The organism is Streptomyces sp. SS7 (assembly GCF_037993025.1).
Lineage (GTDB): Bacteria > Actinomycetota > Actinomycetes > Streptomycetales > Streptomycetaceae > Streptomyces.
The window spans coordinates 9,390,265-9,403,792 of record NZ_CP141223.1 but is presented as its reverse complement, the minus strand read 5'-3'; the positions used below and the strand labels follow the sequence as shown (position 1 = coordinate 9,403,792).

Annotated in this window: 12 protein-coding genes; 6 read left to right on the top strand and 6 right to left on the bottom strand. The window is 74.1% G+C overall.

The window, feature by feature from the left end; translation table 11 throughout:
• Window positions 1-21 precede the first annotated feature (21 nt).
• Window positions 22-1,050 carry an acyl-CoA dehydrogenase family protein gene (locus U5640_RS42330; protein WP_340384520.1) on the top strand — a complete coding sequence of 343 codons (1,029 nt, stop codon included), beginning with the start codon at window positions 22-24 and terminating at the stop codon, window positions 1,048-1,050.
• Between the two features lie 92 nt (window positions 1,051-1,142).
• On the opposite strand, the gene ssuE is transcribed toward U5640_RS42330, so the two are convergent.
• From ssuE to U5640_RS42310, 4 genes are all read right to left on the bottom strand, one after another.
• Window positions 1,143-1,697, bottom strand: a complete 555-nt coding sequence (gene ssuE / locus U5640_RS42325; protein ID WP_340385661.1) for an NADPH-dependent FMN reductase — start codon at window positions 1,695-1,697, stop codon at window positions 1,143-1,145.
• A 492-nt stretch (window positions 1,698-2,189) separates the two neighbouring features.
• A complete protein-coding gene (locus U5640_RS42320; protein ID WP_340384519.1) occupies window positions 2,190-2,357 on the bottom strand; it encodes a hypothetical protein in 168 nt (55 codons plus the stop codon).
• Window positions 2,358-2,430: 73 nt separating this feature from the next.
• The gene (locus U5640_RS42315) at window positions 2,431-4,563 is read right to left on the bottom strand and encodes an MMPL family transporter (RefSeq protein WP_340384518.1); all 2,133 of its coding nucleotides are present in this window, start codon (window positions 4,561-4,563) and stop codon (window positions 2,431-2,433) included.
• A gap of 193 nt (window positions 4,564-4,756) precedes the next feature.
• Window positions 4,757-5,269 (bottom strand): MarR family winged helix-turn-helix transcriptional regulator, encoded by a 513-nt coding sequence (locus U5640_RS42310; protein WP_340384517.1) that lies wholly within the window; start codon window positions 5,267-5,269, stop codon window positions 4,757-4,759.
• 124 nt (window positions 5,270-5,393) lie between these two features.
• On the opposite strand from U5640_RS42310, the gene U5640_RS42305 reads away from it, so the two are divergent.
• From U5640_RS42305 to U5640_RS42295, 3 genes are all read left to right on the top strand, one after another.
• Entirely contained in the window at window positions 5,394-6,923 is a 1,530-nt protein-coding gene (locus U5640_RS42305; RefSeq protein ID WP_340384516.1) for an SDR family oxidoreductase, read from the top strand.
• Window positions 6,924-6,998: 75 nt separating this feature from the next.
• Window positions 6,999-8,372 (top strand): deoxyribodipyrimidine photo-lyase, encoded by a 1,374-nt coding sequence (locus U5640_RS42300; RefSeq protein WP_340384515.1) that lies wholly within the window; start codon window positions 6,999-7,001, stop codon window positions 8,370-8,372.
• A gap of 88 nt (window positions 8,373-8,460) precedes the next feature.
• Window positions 8,461-9,156, top strand: coding sequence for a type 1 glutamine amidotransferase domain-containing protein (locus U5640_RS42295; protein WP_340384514.1), 696 nt, complete (start codon window positions 8,461-8,463; stop codon window positions 9,154-9,156).
• A 127-nt stretch (window positions 9,157-9,283) separates the two neighbouring features.
• Here the strand turns inward: U5640_RS42295 and U5640_RS42290 are convergent, their stop codons facing one another.
• A complete protein-coding gene (locus U5640_RS42290; protein WP_340384513.1) occupies window positions 9,284-10,264 on the bottom strand; it encodes a MerR family transcriptional regulator in 981 nt (326 codons plus the stop codon).
• Window positions 10,265-10,411: 147 nt separating this feature from the next.
• Between U5640_RS42290 and U5640_RS42285 the strand changes: the two genes are divergently transcribed.
• Together U5640_RS42285 and U5640_RS42280 are read left to right on the top strand one after the other, a co-directional pair.
• A complete protein-coding gene (locus U5640_RS42285) occupies window positions 10,412-11,011 on the top strand; it encodes a sigma-70 family RNA polymerase sigma factor (RefSeq protein ID WP_340384512.1) in 600 nt (199 codons plus the stop codon).
• A 368-nt stretch (window positions 11,012-11,379) separates the two neighbouring features.
• The gene (locus tag U5640_RS42280) at window positions 11,380-11,823 is read left to right on the top strand and encodes an SPW repeat protein (RefSeq protein WP_340384511.1); all 444 of its coding nucleotides are present in this window, start codon (window positions 11,380-11,382) and stop codon (window positions 11,821-11,823) included.
• Window positions 11,824-11,914: 91 nt separating this feature from the next.
• Here the strand turns inward: U5640_RS42280 and U5640_RS42275 are convergent, their stop codons facing one another.
• On the bottom strand, window positions 11,915-13,360 hold the full coding sequence (locus U5640_RS42275) for a hydrolase (protein WP_340384510.1): 1,446 nt from the start codon (window positions 13,358-13,360) through the stop codon (window positions 11,915-11,917).
• Between the last annotated feature and the right edge of the window lie 168 nt (window positions 13,361-13,528).

Sequence of the window (13,528 nt, the reverse complement as noted above, 5' to 3'; positions counted from 1 at the left end):
ACACGGGAAAGAATCCCGTCCATGACCGCACCGCACCCCCTCGTCGCCCGCGCCCGCCGTCTCGCCGACGATCTCCTCGTCCCGCACGCCGAACAGGTCGACCAGGGCGAGGTACCGGTGGAACACCTCACGCAGATCAGACGGTCGGGTCTGCTGGGGCTCAACGCGCCGAAGGCGTACGGCGGCGCCGAGGCGCCCGGCGCGGTGGTGCGGGAGACGGCGGAGATCCTGGCCGGGGCCTGCTGCTCGACCTGGTTCGTGCAGACGCAGCACCACACCCCGGTGCTGACCCTGGCCGGGAGCGAGGGCCCGGTGCGCGAGCGCCTCCTGGGCCGGCTGGCCACCGGCGAGCTGCTGTCCGGGGTCGCGTACGCCCATCTGCGGGCGCACCCCCGCGTCCCCGTGCGGGCCGGCCGGGAGCGGGGCGGCTGGCGCTTCGACGGGAAGGTCCCCTGGTACACGGGCTGGGGCCTGAACGACGTCCTGCTCCTCGCGGGCGTCACCGACGCCGACGAGGCCCTCTTCGCCTTCGCCGAGGCCCGCGACCAGCCAGGCCTGCGTGCCTCCGCGCCGCTGCGCCTGGCCGCCCTCACCGCGGCCCGCACGGTCTCCCTCGATCTGGACGGCCTGTGGCTGCCCGACGAGGCGGTGGTGCTGCGCACGCCGTACCGGGACTGGGCGGCGAGCGACCGCCTGAGGACGGTGAACGCGAACCCCGCGGTCTTCGGCATCACGGAGGCGGCACTGGGCTTGGCGGACGAGGAGACGGCCGGCCGTCTGGGCCGTCGTCTCGCCCGGGTGCGCGCGGAGGCCTACGCCCTGGCCGACGAGGCGAAGCCGCACGAGCACCTCGAGGACCGGCTGGCCCTGCGTTCCCAGGCCTACGCGCTGCTGCAGACGGCCACCACGGCGGCCGTGGTGACAGGAGGGGGCCGGGCCATGCTCCTGACGCAGCGGGCCCAACGCCTCGCGCGCGAGGGCCTGTTCCTCCTGGTCCAGGGCCAGACAGCGGAGTCCCGCCGCTCCCACCTCCACGCCCTCGGCTCCTAGGGACGCAGCAAGCCGCGCGAACCCGTGCCCCCACGGGTGCCGCCACACCCCTGGTGCCGCTCGGTCGGCGAAGCGGGCGCCGGTGCGGCGCTTCAGCTCGCCGCGGCCAGGTACGGGGTGCGGCCGAGGGCCGCGGAGAACTGGTCGACGACCTGGGCGAGCGCCTCGGCGGTGGCCGGGGCGACGGTGACCGTGCCGTCCTCGTGGGCGGCGATGTCCTTGTCGAGGGTGAACCAGCCCTGCACGATGTGCGCGGCGCCCATGGAGTTCAGGACGGGCCGCAGCGCATAGTCGAGGGCCAGGACATGGGCGGTGGAACCGCCGGTGGCCAGCGGCAGGACGGTCTTCCCGGTCAGCGCGTACTGCGGGAGCAGGTCGAGGAGGGCCTTGAGGACCCCGGAGTACGACGCCTTGTAGACCGGGGTGCCGACGACCACTCCGTCGGCGCGGGCGAACAGTTCGGTGGCCTCGACGATCGCCGGGTGGCGGAAGTCCGCGCCGAGCAGCGCCTCGGCGGGGATCGTACGGACGTCGAGCGGGATGACCTCGTGTCCCTGGGCGGTGAGCCGCTGGTCGAGGTGGCGCAGCAGGCGGCCGGTGCGGGAGGAGGCGGACGGGCTGCCGGAGACGGACAGGACGGTGGCCATGGGTCCTCTTTCAGGCGTGGGTTCTTGCAGGCGACGATCCGTTCGGCGCTTCTGCTCGGAGGTGCCGATGACGCCGGTGCGGAAGCCGTCGTCGTACGGCACGGGGTCCTCGAAGACGGAGTCCTGTTCCCGCCCGCCCGGTGGACGACGGCGCGACCGGCGCGCCGCGGTCGACAGGTGTCGCCACGCGGCGCGGGTGCGGCGCATTCAGGCAGGAGAAGAAAAGAGCGGCGGATCTCCGGGAAGGAGGAAAGAACGGAGGGATCAGGCCGCGGCGCTACACGAGGCGCTGGAGACGCGCGCGAGGTCGACATGGCGTCGCCGCGTGAGGTCCAGTCGCATCGTCATGCCGTTGATCGTGGCAGTCGCCGGTGAGGGCAGTCAAGGAGAACCCGACCGGTCTCGTATCGCGGACCGTGGACTTTCATGACGGTGTGTCAGGGAAGCGCGGGAGCAGGCCGCCGGAACCGGTGGTGGCACCGGCTCCGGCGCTCACTCCTCGTCGCACCCCGGGACGACCACGAGGAACGCGTCGGACTTCAGGTCCATGACCACGCTCGCCGGGCGGCCCTCGGCGCGCAGCCTCGCCGCGCACTCCTCGGCAGGCCAGGAGCCGCGGGGCGCTCCCGCGGGAAAGCGTTCCAGCACCGTCGCGGTCATGGGGCAGGCACCTCCGGTTCGGGGTCCGACGGAACGACTACGCCGCGTCTGCCCCGGATCGCCGCGGGTATGTTCACCCCGAGGCCACGGGTTCCTCCTCCGTCGTGGGCCGGGCGGGGGCGTCGGCGGTGGCCGCCCGGTCCCCGGTCGGACGGCTCGGCCACCAGGCGCGCGGCCCGATGTCCAGGACCAGCGCGGGCACCAGCAGCGAGCGCACCACGAGGGTGTCGAGCAGAACGCCGAAGGCCACGATGAACGCGATCTGGACGAGGAAGGCCAGGGGGATCACACCGAGCGCGGCGAAGGTCGCGGCGAGCACCACGCCCGCCGAGGTGATGACCCCGCCCGTGCTGACCAGGCCGCGCAGGACGCCCCGGCGCACACCGTGCGCGAGGGACTCCTCGCGGACCCGGGACATGAGGAAGATGTTGTAGTCGACGCCGAGCGCCACCAGGAACACGAAGCCGTAGAGGGGCACGGACGGGTCGGTGCCGGTGAAGCCGAACACGTACCGGAAGACGAGCGCCGAGACGCCCAGCGTGGCGAGGAAGTTCAGCGCGACCGTGGCGACCAGCAGGGCGGGCAGCAGCAGGGACCGCAGCAACCCCGTCAGGATGAGCAGGATGAGGCCGAGGACCACGGGGACGATGAGCGTGCGGTCGCGTTCGGCGGTGCGCAGGGTGTCGTACCGCTGGGCGGTGTAGCCGCCGACCAGGGCGTCCGCGCCGGGGACGGCGTGCAGGGCGGTGCGCAGCCGGGCCACCGTCCGCCGGGCGTCGTCGCTGTCCGCGGCGGAGGTGAGGGTGACGTCGATCCGGACGCGTCCGCCGACGACGAGCGGGGCGCCGCCGGGGCGTCCGCTCGCGGTCCCGGCCGCCGCCGAGGCGACGCCCTCGGTGGCGCGGGCCGCGCCGAGCACCCGCGACAGCCGGTCCGCGTCCACGACGACCACGGCGGGATTGCCGGCGCCGCCGGGGAAGTGCTCGCCCAGGGCCTTCTGGGCGGCGACGGAGGGGGCGGCGTTCACGAAGGTCTCGTCGAGGGGGACGCCCTGGGAGCGGAGCACCGGCGCGAAGGCCGCGCCGGCCAGCAGTACGGCGAGTGTCGCGGCCCAGACCCGGCGCGGCCGCCGCTCGACCAGTCGCGCCACCCGGCCCCACACCCCGCGGCCGTCCGCCTCGTCACCGGGCCCGGTCGGGCGGAGCCGGGCGGGCCAGTACGCGGCGCGGCCCAGGACGACGAGGACGGCGGGCAGGAAGGTGAGCGAGGACAGGACGGCACAGCCGATGCCGATGGCACCGACCGGTCCGAGCGCGCGGTTGTTGGTGAGGTCGCTGAGCAGCAGGGCGAGCAGTCCGAGCGCGACGGTCGCGGCGCTCGCCACGACGGCGCCCCAGGACTGCCGCAGCGCGGCCCGCACCGCCGTGAAACGGTCGCCGTCGCGCGCGAGCTCCTCACGGAAGCGGGCGGTGAGCAGCAGGGCGTAGTCGGTGGCGGCGCCGATGACGAGGATCGACAGGATGCCCTGGACCTGTCCGTCGACGCGGACCACGTCGTGGTCGGCCAGGACGTACACGATCGCGCAGGCGAGTCCCAGCGCGAAGACCGCGCCCAGGATGATCACCAGCGGGAGCAGGACGCTGCGGTGGACCAGCAGCAGGATCACCAGGACGGTGAGCAGGGCGACGCCGAGCAGCAGTCCGTCGATGCCGGCGAAGGCGTCGGCGAGGTCGGCCTGGCCGGCGGCGGGGCCCGCCAGGTGGACGGTGGAGCCGGGGACGCGCTCGGCGGCGGCGCGGATGCGGTCGAGGGCGGCGGCGAGCCCGTCGCCGAGGTCGGGGCGGAGCGGGACCACGGCCTGGAGGGCCGCGCCGTCCTCGGCGAGGACGGCCGGGGAGATCCGGCCCTGCACCCCGGGGGTGCCGCTGAGGGAGGGGAGGGCCCGGTCGGCCGTCGCGCGTCGGTCCGCGAGGCCGGAGCCGGTCCACACCACGACGGCCGGGAGCGTCTCGTCCTGGCGGAAGGCCCGCTGGGCGGCGACGACCTCGGTGGACTCGGCGCTGCGCGGCAGGAACGCGGCCTGGTCGTTGGTGGCCACCTCGCCCAGGCGTCCCGCGTAGGGGCCGAGGACGCCGCCGACGGCGAGCCAGACGGCGATCAGGAGTAGCGGGACGAGCCGGCGGGCGCGTCGGGAGGGGGAGGGCATGGTGCTCCGGGCTCCAGGAATCTCGGTGCTGGCTGGCCTGTGCTGACGGGTCTGTGCTGACGGGTCTGTGCTGACGGGTCTCTGCTGGCTGGTCTCGGTGTTCCAGGTCTCGGTTCCAGGTCTCGACGATGAACAAACTCAACCAAGAACAATCTCAATGGTTGAGTTACTTTCGGCCAGATCCTAGCCCGGCTCAGCAGCCGTGCGGCGCGACGGTGCCGAGTTCCTCGTTCATCGCCGTCAGGAACCGCACCACGACCGCGAGTTCCTCCCCGGTGAACCGGGAGCGGGCGGCGTCGGCCGCCACGGCGAGCGGCCGGAAGTAGGTGCGGGCCGCGGACCGGGCGTCGGCCGCGTAGTACAGGTGCACCACCCTGCGGTCGGCGCTCTCCCGGACGCGGCGGATGTGCCCGGCCCGCTCCAGCCGGTCCACGCACGCGGTGACGGCCCCCGAGGTGAGCCCGAGGTGTTCGCGCAGCCGCTTCGGCGTCATCGGCTCCGCGGAGTCGAGGATCGCGGCGAGCGCCTGGACGTCCGTGGCGTGCAGCCCGTGGTCGCCGGCGAACGCGTGCACCAGGCGGTTGATCTCACCGTTCATCCGGCGCAGCGCCACCGCGAAGGCGTGCAGATCGGTTCCCGCCCCGGGGTCGCCGGACGGCCTCTCCCGCTCCGCAGGCTGCCGGTCCTGGTCGTTCGCTGTCGCCACGCGATCAGCCTAGTCGCCCTTGCCGTTCGGCCGTTCGGGCGGCACCTGGGGGAGCGGCGCATCCGGGACGGCGTTCGGGCGGGAAGGAGTCATCAGGGGGCCGAACGAGAAGGACCGAGAACACATGACGGCAGACGATGTCGGCGCCGGGCCCCTGTGTCTGGTGACCGGAGCCACGGGGTACATCGGCGGACGGCTCGTCCCGGAGCTGCTGTCGGCGGGCCTGCGGGTGCGCTGTCTCGTCCGCTCGCCCGGCCGGCTGCGGGACCATCCGTGGGCGGGCCGGGTGGAGGTGGTGCGTGGGGACGTCACGGACGCGGAGACCGTCGCTGCGGCGATGCGGGGTGTCGACGTCGCGTACTACCTGGTGCACGCCCTGGGCACCGGAGAGGACTTCGAGGAGACGGACCGGCGGGCCGCGCGGATCTTCGGCCGGGCCGCGCACGGTGCGGGCGTGGGACGGCTCGTCTACCTGGGCGGACTCACCCCGTACGGCGTCCCGGAGGAGCGGCTGTCCCCGCACCTGCGCTCGCGCGCCGAGGTGGGGCGCATCCTGCTCGGCTCCGGTGTGCCCACGGCCGTGCTGCGGGCGGCCGTCGTCATCGGCTCGGGGTCGGCCTCCTTCGAGATGCTGCGCTATCTGACCGAGCGGCTGCCGGTGATGGTCACCCCGAGCTGGGTGCACACCCGGATCCAGCCGGTCGCCGTGCGGGACGTGCTGCGCGCGCTGGTCGGCGCCGCGCGTATGCCGCCCGAGGTCAGCCGGGCCTTCGACATCGGTGGCCCCGACATCCTGACCTACCGCGAGATGATGGAGCGCTACGCCGCCGTCGCGGGGCTGCGGCACCGGCTGATCCTGCCCGTGCCGATGCTCTCCCCCGGTCTGTCAAGCCACTGGGTCGGACTGGTCACCCCGGTTCCGGCGTCGATCGCCCGGCCGCTCACCGAGTCGCTGCGCCACGAGGTGGTGTGCCGTGAGCACGACATCGCCCGGTACGTGCCGGATCCGCCGGGCAGTCCGATGGGCTTCGACGAGGCGCTCCGGCTCGCCCTGCGGCGGGTGCGCGAGGCCCGGGTGAGCACCCGCTGGTCCTCGGCCTCGCTGCCGGGGGCGCCCAGCGACCCGTTGCCCACCGACCCCGACTGGGCCGGCGGGAGCCTCTACTGCGACCAGCGCGAGCTGGAGGTGGACGCCCCGCGCGCCTCGCTGTGGCGCGTGATCGAGGGCATCGGCGGTGACAACGGCTGGTACTCCTTCCCGCTCGCCTGGGCGGTGCGGGGGTGGCTGGACCGGCTCGCGGGCGGGGTGGGGCTGCGCCGGGGACGCCGCGATGCCGCCCGGCTGCGGGTGGGCGACTCGCTGGACTTCTGGCGGGTCGAGGAGATCGAGCCGGGGCGGCTGCTGCGGCTGCGGGCCGAGATGCGGCTGCCGGGTCTGGCCTGGCTGGAGATGTACGCGGAGACGGACGACTCCGGGCGCACCCGGTTCCGGCAGCGCGCGCTGTTCCATCCGCGCGGCCTGCTCGGCCACGCCTACTGGTGGAGCGTGTCGCCCTTCCACTCGGTGGTGTTCGGCGGCATGGCCCGCAACATCGCGCGGGCGGCCCTCGCGGACGCGGCGGCGAGGACGCACGAACGCACGCCGGCCGGCTGACGGTGGGCGCATCCGCCGGGCCCCGTCGCGCGGAAGCGCCTGACAGTCCGACATCCCCTCGTCCCGGAGCCCGCCATGAACGTCTCGGTCGTCCTGTTCACCTCGGATCTCAGGCTGCACGACCACCCTCCGCTGCGCGCGGCCCTCGACGGCTCGCGCGAGGTGGTGCCGCTGTTCGTGCGCGACCGGGCGGTGGACGGCGCGGGGTTCGCCGCGCCGAACCGGCTGGCGTTCCTCGCCGACTGTCTGCGCGATCTGGACGCGGGGCTGCGGCAGCGGGGCGGCCGGCTGGTGCTGCGGTCCGGGGACCTGGTGGAGGCGGTGTGCCGGGTGGCCGCCGAGGCGGAGGCCGACGAGGTACATCTGGCGGGGGACGGGAGCGCGTTCGCCCAGCGCCGGGAGGAGCGGCTGCGGCGTGCCCTGGAGGCGGAGGGGGTCCGGCTGCACGTGCACGGCACGGTGACGACCGTGGTGGACCCCGGTGTGCTGGCCCCGGGCTCCTCGGACCACTTCGCGGTCTTCACGCCGTACTTCGGACACTGGTCGCGGCAGCGGCCCCGGGACGTGCTCGGCGCGCCGCGGGCGGTGCGGGTGCCGGAGGCAGTCGGCTCGGAGGAGCTGCCGGACCGCAAGAGCCTGTCGGGTCTGTCGCCGGCCCTGGCCGAGGGCGGTGAGACGCAGGCCCGTGCGCGGCTGACGGCGTGGCTGCGCTCGGACGTCCCGGCGTACGAGGACCGGCACGACGACCTGGCCGGCGACACCACCTCACGGCTCTCGCCGCATCTGCACTTCGGCACCCTCTCCCCCGTCGAGCTGGTGCACCGGGCGCGCGCCGCGGGCGGGCCGGGCGCCGAGGCGTTCGTACGGCAGGTCGCCTGGCGCGACTTCCACCGCCAGGTGCTGGCCGCGCGGCCGGCGGCGGCGCTCGCGGACTACCGCACCAAGCACGACCGCTGGCGTACGGAGCGCACGGCGGGCCGGGACGTCGAGGCGTGGCGCGCGGGCCGTACCGGCTATCCGGTGGTGGACGCGGCGATGCGGCAGCTGCTCCACGAGGGCTGGATGCACAACCGGGGGCGGCTGCTGACGTCGAGTTTCCTCACGAAGACGCTGTACGTCGACTGGCGGATCGGCGCCCGGCACTTCCTGGACCTGCTGGTGGACGGGGACGTGGCGAACAACCAGCTCAACTGGCAGTGGATGGCCGGGACCGGCACCGACTCCCGGCCCAACCGGGTGCTCAACCCGGTCACCCAGGCCAAGCGCTACGACCCCGACGGGGCGTACGTCCGGCGCTGGGTGCCCGAACTGGCGGACCTGGACGGCGCGGCGGTGCACGAGCCGTGGCGGCTGAAGGGTCTGGACCGGGCGGGCGTCGACTACCCCGATCCGATCGTGGACCTCGCGGACGGCCTGGCCCGCTTCAAGCGGGCGCGCGGCCGCGACTGAGCCGCTCACCGTACGGGCGGCGCGCGCCCGCCTCGCAGGACTAGATTCGAGGGGCACGACGCACGCGAACACTCCGGAGGCACCCCCCATGGCAAAGATCCTCTTCGTGATGACCGGCAGCGACCGCTGGACGCTCGCCGACGGCACTCCCCACCCGACCGGCTTCTGGGCGGAGGAGGCCGTCGCCCCGTACGGCGTCTTCCGCGCGGCGGGCCACGAGGTGGTGGTCGCCACGCCGGGCGGTGTGGTTCCGCCCGTGGACAAGGGCAGCCTGGCCGCCGAGGCCAACGGCGGGCAGGAGGCGGCCGACCGGGTCGCCGCGGCGCTCGCCGGGATGGGCGAGCTGGAGCGGCCGCTGCGGCTGGAGGACGTGGATCCCGCCGACTACGCGGTGGTGTTCTACCCGGGCGGGCACGGCCCGATGGAGGACCTGGCCGTCGATCCCGTCTCCGGCCGCGTGCTGATCGCGGCACTCGACTCCGGCAGGCCCCTCGGTGTCGTCTGCCACGGTCCGGCCGCGCTGCTGGCGGCGGTGCGGGAGGACGGTTCGAACGCGTTCGCCGGCTACCGGGTCGCGGCCTTCACCAACGCCGAGGAACGGCAGGCCGGACTCGCCGACCGGGCGAAGTGGCTGCTGGAGGACCGGCTCGCCGAGGCCGGTGTGGACGTGCGGGTGGGCGAGCCGTGGGCGCCGCACGTGGTCGTGGACCGCAACCTGGTGACGGGCCAGAACCCGGCCTCCTCGGCCCCGCTCGCGGAGGAGCTGCTGAAGCTGCTCGGCTGAGCGCGCGACCGGCCGAGCCGCTACTCGGCTGAGCGCGCGACCGGCCGAGCGGTTGAGCGGCCGTCCGCGCGACCGGCCGAGCCGGTGACTGGCCGAGCCGGTTTCCGCCGAGCGGCCGAGCGGCGCCTCACCCGGCGTCGTACACGGCCGCCAGCGTCTCCAGGGCCCCGCCCAGCGCGGCCGGGCGGGGCAGGCCGGGGGAACGGCCCGCCCAGCCGGGGCCGCCGAGCACCACGGACGGTGTGCGGCGGGCCCCGCGCACGCCCCAGCGGGTCGCCGCGAGGTGCCGGGCGAGGGCGAGGCTCGCCGTGGAGCGGGCCTGGGCCCACAGCACGACGGCCACCGGGCCCAGCCGCTGGACGGCCGCGGACAGCGCTTCCGCGGGCACGGCGGCGCCGAACATCCGGGTGGGCACGTCGAGCCGGCTGAGTCCGGCGTTGAGCGCCTCCAGCGGCAGGGTGTGCTCCTCCCCCGGCATGCAGGCGAGGAGCACCGGCCCCGGCCCGCCCGTGTCGCCGGGCACGGCGGGCCGGGTGGCGCGGCGCAGGGCCGTGGAGACGTGCCAGGACAGCAGGTGTTCGACCTCGACGTACCGGTCCCCGGACGAGGCCCACTTGCGTCCCACGGCGTGCAGGGTGGGCACCATCACCTCCTGCCAGGCGGCGGTCAGTCCGTGCCGGTCGACGGCCTGCGCCAGCTGCTCGGCGACGGCCGGCGCGTCGAGCCGTACGGCGGCGCGGGCCAGGCCCCTGCACTCCTGGCGGACGTCACCCTCCAGCGGGAGTTCACCGGTCTTCCGGGGCTCGCGGGTCTCCCGGGAGCGTTCGCGCACCTCCGCGGCCGGCCGGACCGGGAGCGGGCCCGGGCCCTCCTTCGCGGCGCGGGCGGCCTCGGCGGGCGAGACCCCGGCCGAGGTGAGCCGGCACATCGTCTCCAGCACGGCCACGTCGTCCGGGCGCCAGCGGCGATGCCGGCCGTCACCGCGCACGGCGGGACCGATGCCGTAGCGCCGGTCCCAGGAGCGCAGGGTGGTGGGTGCCACGCCCAGACGGCGGGCCAGGGCGCCGGTGGTCAGTGCGGTGTCGTCGGAGGCGGTGGACTCGCTCATGTGCCGACTTTACGGCTGATACGACGCAGAAACGACGCGTGTTGAGGGGGACCCGGCGCCCCTCGGACGATGCCCTCACGGGGCCACGCCCCGCAGGACGTCCCGCACCGGCCCGGGACGGGTCGCCCGAGGTGAGGAGCCGTCGTCATGAGCCCGCTGCCGTCCCCCACCCTCCGGTACGCGCCCGCGACCGGCGCGGAGCCGCTCGCCGACGAGGAGATCGCCCGTGGTCTGGTGGCGGGCGACGAGGCCTGTCTGGCCGCCGCCTACCGGCGCTGGTCCGCCCTCGTGCACGCGCTGGCCTGGCGGTCCCTGGGAGACGTGAGGGAGGCCGAGGACGTCAGCCAGCAGGTGTTCCTGGGCGTGTGGCGGGGCCGGGCGGGCTACCGGCCCGAGCGCGGCACCCTCGGCGGCTGGATCGTGGGGATCACCCGCCGCCGGATCGCCGACACCCTGGCCGCGCGGACCCGCCGGCTCCGCCTCGTCGCAGCGGCCGGCTCGCAGCTCGCCCTCGCCGACCCCGACCGGGACCGGCCCGAGGCCGCGCTCGACCGTCTGCTGGTGCGCGGCGAACTCGCCCGGCTCCCGGCGCCGCAGCAGCGGGTGCTGCGCCTGACGTTCTACGAGGACCTCACCCAGACCCAGATCGCCGAGCGCACCGGCTGGCCGCTCGGCACGGTCAAGAGCCATGCGCGGCGCGGTATGCAGCGGCTGCGCGTCCGGCTGGAGCCGGTGGGCGAGACCTGACCCCGGCCGACCCCGACCGCACCGGGGGACCGGAACTCTTTTCGACGCGTGAACGCTGCACGCGCCGTGGCCGCCGTCGTGGCCGTCGGATTCCGTTCCCCCGCCCGTGCCGCATCCACAACCCGCTCTCCCCCGGAAATACCATTCGGCCGCACCTCCACGTCTCCTCGGGTGCGGCCGGCGGGAGAGCGGCCCCTCCCGCCGCCCCCGGGGAGTGTCGGTGCTCTCCGGGGGCGCTCCACGCCTGGCACACGCGACCGTCCCCACCTCTACACATAAAGGACGAATAAGCGCAGAATGTCTGTGCGCGGCGCTTACCGCACACCGCACCAGACGCGGTCAGGCCTGCCACCCGAAGGAGACGAGTGATGGCCAACGTCTCGCCAGACAGAAGTGACCTGTCGACCCACCCCGACGTGTCCGAGATGCGCGCACGCTACGAGGCCGTGCTCGGCGGCGGCCGCGACGTGGCGCTCGTGGACGGACCGGTGTTCCTGCTCGGTCTGTACTGCGCGGTGTCGCCGTGGGTGCTCCACTACACCACCAGCCAGCCCGACCTCATGACCCACAACCTGGTCGTGGGCATCGCGATCGGTCTGCTGGGCCTCGGATTCACCGCCGCTCCGGCCCGGATGTACGGCCTGAGCTGGGCCATGTGCGCACTCGGCGTGTGGATGATCATCGCGCCGTGGGTCGTCGGGACCAGCCCGGACGCCGGCGTCGTGGTCAACAACATCATCATCGGCGCGCTGGCCGTGATCCTGGGGATGATGTGCGCCTTCACGGCGGCCCGGAGCGCCCCGCGGGCGTAGCCCCCGCCCCCAACGGAACCGGAAAGGCGGCCCGGCCGGCCCGCACAGGCGGATCGGCCGGGCCGGGTCGCGCACGGGGGGGCCGCCTCATTCAGCTCACGTTGAGCGCCGTGTCGTCGATGACGAAGGAGGTCTGGAGCGTGGAGCCCTCGGTGCCGGTGAACTTGAGCGTGACGGTCTGGCCGGCGTAGCCCGCCAGGCTGAAGCTGCGCTGGGTGTAGCCGCTCGCGGCGTTGAGGTTGGAGTAGGTCGCGAGCGTGCCGAGGACCGCGCCGGAACTGTTGAGCACCTGGACCTTCAGCGTGTCGTACGCCGTGCTGGTGGTGGTCTCCGCCGTGTCGACGTGGAGGTAGAAGCTGAGCGCGGCGGTGGTGCAGCCGGACGGGATGGTCGCAACGGACTGGGAGAGCGTGTCGGTGGTGGCGGAGCCGTATCCGTCGAGCCAGGCGTAGTACGAGCCGGTACGGGCCGACTGGCTGGCGGAGTTGGTGACGACCCCGCTGGTCGCGCTCCAGGTGGTGGCGCCGGACTCGAAGCCGTTGTTGCCGAGGAGCTGGGCGGACGTGCAGGTGCCGGAGCCGCCACCGCCGCCGCTGCCGGTCCCGCCGGCGAGCCACGCGGTGGCGTTCAGGGCGAGGGCGGCGTTGGTGGCGCCGGTGTCGTTCCAGCCGTCGTAGAGCGTGTTGCCGGACTGGCCGGTGCCGTCGTCGATGGGCGAACTGTCGCCCCAGAAGGCGACCCGGCCGCTGCCGAAGGTGCTCGTGACGAAGAAGGCGCCGGTGTTGCCGGAGTAGCCGGTCCGGTAGAGCAGGCCCTTGACGCCGGAGTTGTCGGCGGGCTTGAGGGTGGCCGTCGTACCGCTCGCGATCAGGCTCTTGCTCACGGTGCCGAAGGAGCCGTGCAGCACCGGGTCGGTGCTGTCGTTGACGGCCGAGGGATGGTCCGAGCTGACGCTGAGGGAGTCGATGGAGAAGCCGAACGGGTCGGTGGAGTCGACGCTGTTGTTCGTCATCAGGTCGTTGAGGATCTCGACCGCGTCCTCGCCGTCGTTGTTGCGGTCGGCGCCGGTGTGGTCGGAGATCATGAACAGACCGCCGCCGTTCTTCACGAAGTTCATGATCGCCGTCTTCTCGGCGGTGGTGAACAGCGTGTTGGGCTCGGGCAGGACCAGCGTGTCGAAGTTGGACAGGTCGGTCGTGGAGGAGCCGCCGTAGGTGAGAGCGCCGGTGGCGGTCTTGAGGCTGTAGTCGCCGGTCCTCTGCAGGGCGACACCCCACGACGACAGCGCTCCGGTCCAGTCCGTCTCCGAGGAGGGGGAGGAGTCCTGGGAGAGCGGGTCGGGCTTGCCGGTGGAGATGATCCAGTCCGCGTTGCCCGCCTCCTCGGCGTGGCCGTCGTCGAAGAGGATGCGGTGGGGGGTGGCGGCGTGGGCGGGGGTGGCGGTCGTGGCGACCTGGAGCGCGGCTCCGGTGACGAGCAGGCCGAGGCCGGCCAGGAGCGTGGTGACCTTGCGGGGGTGTCTCGATGATCGGGGCATCCGGCGAACCTCCGTGAGGGGGTGGGGAGAGAGGCGGGTGCGGCGGCGATCTGCGCGCGTAGAGCTCGCAAGGAAGGGTTCTACACGCGTGGACTGCTTGAAAGGTACATGGCATGGCGGCGCCGTGAACATCAAGCGCGGGCAATAACGTGCGCGAAAACACCGGCG